This window comes from Protofrankia coriariae, from assembly GCF_001017755.1.
GTDB classification, from domain to species: domain Bacteria; phylum Actinomycetota; class Actinomycetes; order Frankiales; family Frankiaceae; genus Protofrankia; species Protofrankia coriariae.
This window is the reverse complement of the sequence record NZ_JWIO01000003.1, coordinates 160,245-163,426: the sequence shown is the minus strand read 5'-3', so window position 1 is coordinate 163,426 and position 3,182 is coordinate 160,245. Positions and strand designations below refer to the sequence as shown.

Annotated in this window: 2 protein-coding genes and 1 pseudogene (1 of these 3 only partly in view); all 3 read right to left on the bottom strand. The window is 72.2% G+C overall.

Annotation, left to right across the window (positions count from 1 at the left end):
• Positions 1-27: the 5' end (the start) of a tRNA (adenosine(37)-N6)-threonylcarbamoyltransferase complex ATPase subunit type 1 TsaE gene (gene tsaE / locus FrCorBMG51_RS34385; RefSeq protein WP_047221591.1), read on the bottom strand. It extends 594 nt beyond the left edge of the window; only the first 27 of its 621 coding nucleotides appear in the window; the start codon lies at positions 25-27; the stop codon falls past the left edge of the window.
• Positions 28-453: 426 nt separating this feature from the next.
• Entirely contained in the window at positions 454-1,680 is a 1,227-nt protein-coding gene (locus FrCorBMG51_RS03105) for an alpha/beta fold hydrolase (protein WP_047221590.1), read from the bottom strand.
• Between the two features lie 206 nt (positions 1,681-1,886).
• A pseudogene (gene alr / locus FrCorBMG51_RS03100) lies at positions 1,887-3,020 on the bottom strand (alanine racemase); the annotation flags it as partial.
• Positions 3,021-3,182 lie beyond the last annotated feature (162 nt).

Here is a 3,182-nt window from a genome sequence, read left to right as displayed (position 1 = left end):
GCCGCCTGCCGACCTCGCGGGTGTCATCGGCGTCCTCGGCCTCGACCACCAGCCCGCCGCCCCCGGCCCTGGCCACAACAACGCCGGCGCGCGGGGAGGCACGAGGGGGTAGGGGTGTATCCGGGCCACTCACAACATCCACCTCACGAGATCACGCTCACACCTGTCGCACGCATGCCGTCACATCCAGGCCATCATGTTCAGGCCGTCATGTTCGCGCCCCCGGGCCACAACTTCGCCCCCACGGACGCTGGTGGGCGATACCTGCCGTCCGTGTCCCGTCCGGCTCCGTTCACACCAGAGGCTGTCGCACCGGTGGTGTCCCCGCCGCGGCGGGTCCGTGTCCCGTCCCGCTCACGCCCCATGACGCACAGGCGTCGACATCAAGGGCTGGTCAGGGCCGCCCGGACGGCGTCGCCGCTGTCGTACCCACGGGCGTTCGCCGCGGAGTACTCATGCGCGGATGTCGTCTGTCCCGTGGTCCCGGGGAGCGGGCACGATCGGGTTGTCCGGGTGCGGCCGACGTACCCTCGCCCGCTGGATGAGGGTACGCAGCGCCGCGTTGACCTCGTCCGGGCGCTCCAGGAGGACGCTGTGGCCGGCGTTGGGCACGACCACCAGGTCCGCCTCGGGGAGCGCCGCGGCGAGCGTGCGGCTGTGTTCCAGCGGGGTCATCACGTCGGCGTCACCGACGAGGATCAGTGTCGGCGTCGTCACCAGCACCGCCGCGGCAAGCAGCTTGTCGTGAGAGACCAGCGCGGGTAAGAAGGCCGCGACCACGTGCAGCGGCGTGGCGGTCACCATCTTCTCCAGGAGCGACACCACGGCCGGTTCCACCTCGCTCGAGCCGAAGCCGACCCGGCGGGTGATGACCCAGGCCAGGTCACCGCTGTGGCGGCGGCCCCGTTCCAGCAGCGACGGGGCGTAGCGCATGCCGATCGCGAGGCCGGGCAGGCAGGCGCGCAGCGCCAGCGTGGCCGTCGCGGGCAGACCGAAGGTGACCGTCGCCAGGCTACCGGCGCTGGTCGACACGAGGGCAACCCCGACGATCCGGTCCTCGAACAGTTCCGGGTGGGCGTCGGCCAACGCGAGGATCGTCATCCCGCCCATCGAGTGCCCGACGAGCACCACCGGGCCGGTCGGCACCACCTCGCCGAGCACCCGGTACAGATCGTCACCAAGCTGGTCGATCGTGCATCCCGCGAGCTCCGAGGGGCCCGAGGCACCGTGCGCCCGCTGGTCGTAGAACACCAGCCGACCGCAGTCGGCTAAGTCCCGGCGTTGGAACGTCCAGCAGTCGAGGCTGACACAGAAGCCGTGCACGAACACGATGGTGAGCGGCGCGTCGGCGTCGCCGACGATCTCCACGTGTAACGGCACCCCGTCAGAGGTGATCACCGTGGTCGGCCGTCCGCCGACCGGGTCGACCGGCTCCTCCTCGGCCGCGCCGGCCCGCTCGGCACGGATACGCGCCAGCCGCCGTTCCGCCGCCGTGCCTATGACGGCCGCCGTGACCAGGCCCGTGACCCCCGCCGCCCGGGCCGCCCGCGTCCAGGTGATGGCACGGCTCGCCCGGACGACACCGCCGCCGATACCGAGGAGCCGACCGGCCACCGTGGCCCGTGCGGCGCCGCCCGCACCGCCCGCTTTCACACCGTCTGTTTCCAGGGACGCCCTCATGACGGGAGCCATCCTGGCGCTGACGGGCCGGCACCGGGAAGGCCTGGACCGGACGAACCAGCGCCGGACGAACCACTGCCGGACAGACCGGCATCAGACGGGCCGACAGCGGCCGGCGCGCTGCTGGCCACCCCGGGAGCGCGCCGGGCGGCACCCGGCCCGCCTGTGGCCTGCCGGCCGGTACCCCGCAGCCCGTCGGAGGCGTTCAGATGGACGCGGGGCACCCGGACACCGACCCTGGTGACGATCTCGTAGTTGATCGTGCCGAGGGCGTCCGCCCAGTCCTGTGCGGTGGGTTCGCCGTGCTCCCCCGGCCCGAACAGGATCACCTGGTCGCCGGCCTGGACCGGATCATCGCCGACGTCGACCACGAACTGGTCCATGCAGACGGTTCCGGCTATCCGCCGGCGTCGGCCCGCGAGCAGCACCTCGGCGGTGTTGCCGGCCGCCCGCGGGACGCCGTCGGCGTACCCGAGCGGTACCAGTCCAAGGGTCGACGCCACGGCGGTGGTGTACCGGTGGGCGTAGGACACGCCGCTGCCCGCCGGTACCCGTTTGGCCAGCGCGAGCCGGGCGGTCAACGTCATGGCCGGACGCAGGCCCAGGGCCGCGGGCGAACCGACCTGCGGCCCTGGTGACAGCCCGTACACGGATATTCCCGGACGGACCATGTCGAAATGGGCGTCCGGGCTGACCAGCGTCGCCGCCGAATTGGCCAGATGACGCACCTGCGGACGCAGACCGGTCTTCTCGGCGATGGTGACCGCGTCGGCGAAACGCCCGATCTGGCCGCGGACGGTCGGATGGCCGGGCGAGTCGGCGAAGGCCAGATGGCTCCACACTCCAGTCACCTCGATCAGGTCCTCGGCGGCCAGCGCCGCCGCCGCGTCGCACAGAGATGGCCAGTCCGCCTCGGTGGCGCCGCCTCGACCCAGGCCGGTGTCGGCCTTGAGGTGGACGCGGGCTCGCCGGCCGGTGTGTCGGGCAGCCGCGGCGATCTCCGCCAGCATCCAGGGAGCCGACGCGGAGAGATCGATGTCGGCGGCGAGCGCGTCGGCGAGCGGTTCTCCCGGGGCGGTGAGCCAGGCGAAGACCGGGACGGTGAAACCGGCGGCACGCAACGCGAGCCCCTCTTCGATGACGGCGACCCCGAGCCAACTCGCGCCCGCCTCCACAGCGGCGCGTGCGCACGCGGACATCCCGTGCCCGTAGCCGTCGCTTTTCACCACCGCCATGGTCGCGGCGTTCCCGGCGCGGGCGACCAGGGTCGCCACCGACGCACGGACCGCGTCCAGGTCCACGATGGCGCAGGCGCGCAAACCTTCACTCTGCGTTGTCATCCGGAGCCTTCCTGACCTGTTCGGCCAGTTGTGTCGACCCGTGTCGGGATGTCGTGGCGCGCCGCGCTTCGACGGTAACAAGATCGTCGGGGTCGCCGGTGTCCGAGCGGGAGACCCTGAGATCATTTCACCTCACCTCACCTCGTCACGGCCGGCGGACCG